Source organism: Sulfitobacter sp., assembly GCF_041552635.1.
Lineage (GTDB): Bacteria > Pseudomonadota > Alphaproteobacteria > Rhodobacterales > Rhodobacteraceae > Sulfitobacter.
In genome coordinates this window covers 1-1,216 of record NZ_JBFEKM010000384.1, presented here as the reverse complement: position 1 = coordinate 1,216, position 1,216 = coordinate 1, and the positions used below count along the sequence as shown (strand labels likewise).

General features: G+C 56.0%; 2 protein-coding genes. One reads left to right on the top strand and one right to left on the bottom strand.

All coding sequences use genetic code 11. The features are described from left to right. Positions 1-301: 301 nt before the first annotated feature. Complete coding sequence (locus tag ABYT07_RS21280) at positions 302-499, bottom strand: hypothetical protein (protein ID WP_372993980.1); 198 nt, start codon at positions 497-499, stop codon at positions 302-304. Between ABYT07_RS21280 and ABYT07_RS21275 the strand changes: the two genes are divergently transcribed. After that, complete coding sequence (locus ABYT07_RS21275) at positions 498-1,115, top strand: IS630 family transposase (RefSeq protein WP_372993981.1); 618 nt, start codon at positions 498-500, stop codon at positions 1,113-1,115. The two genes, ABYT07_RS21280 and ABYT07_RS21275, sit on opposite strands and share 2 nt — an antisense overlap. Positions 1,116-1,216 lie beyond the last annotated feature (101 nt).

The window sequence follows — 1,216 nt, the reverse complement described above, 5'->3', positions numbered from 1 at the left end:
GTGCTAGAATGAGATGTCATTTAGGCGACTCAAGGAGGCTGAAAATGGCCTTTCCTATGGCATCTGCACTAGAGCGTGTCTCTGCCTTTCAGATTCAGGATTCCCAGATTGGCTGTGATGTGATTCCCTGCCCTTGAGGCAGATATGGGAGTTACAGATGGGCAAGCCACATCCAATAGAGCTGCGAACGCGTGTTGTCGCGTTTGTCGATGAGGGCCATGGACACCGTGAGGCGGCGCGGCATTTCCGGGTGTCACCGAAATTCGTGAACGACCTGATCAAACTGCGGTGCGAAACGGGATCACTTTTGCCGCGGCCTCAGGGCAATGGCGGCGGACATGGAAAGCTGGCCGGGGTGACCGGGTGGATAGATGCGCGCGTCACCGTCAAAGGCGAGATCACGCTCGATGAGTTGGTTGCCGAACTGGCTGAGACCCACGGTATCGACGTTCATCGCGGCACCGTCTGGCGGGTTCTGCGTGGCCTCGGATTGACGCATAAAAAAAGACCTGCAGGCGCTTGAACAGAAGCGCAAGGATGTTGCTGACCTGCGCCGCATCTGGATCACGAAACGTCAGCCCTTCATGGCCAACCATCTGGAAAGGCTGGCCTTCATCGACGAAACCTCAGTCAAGACCAACATGGCCAAGACGACCGGCTGGGCACCGCGCGGGCAGCGTTTGGTCGATCATGCGCCGTTCGGGCACTGGCGCACCCAAACTTTTATCGGTGCCCTCCGTCATGACCGGCTGGATGCACCCTGGGTGATCGACGGAGCAATGAACGGGGAAATGTTTGATCGCTATGTCGAGACCCAGCTGGCCCAGACATTGCGTGCAGGCGATGTCGTTATCCTCGACAACCTGCCCAGCCACAAAAACCCCAGTGCGGCCCGAACCCTGCGCGAGATCGGCACATGGTTTCTGTTTTTGCCGCCCTACAGTCCCGATTTGAACCCGATTGAAATGGCGTTCTCGAAACTCAAGGCGCTCATCAGAAAGGCTGCGACCCGAACATACGAAGACCTCTGGCAAGCGGTCGGCCGGGTTTGCGACCTGTTCTCAGACGAGGAATGCTATAACTTCTTCAGAGCAGCAGGCTATGAGGCCAATTAACTGCAACACGCTCTAGAGCAGGTAGGATGCCTCGTCTCCCAGATCTTGGTAACTACCTGATAATAATCCAGTCTTTGTGTGAATATATTGATGTTAGGGCT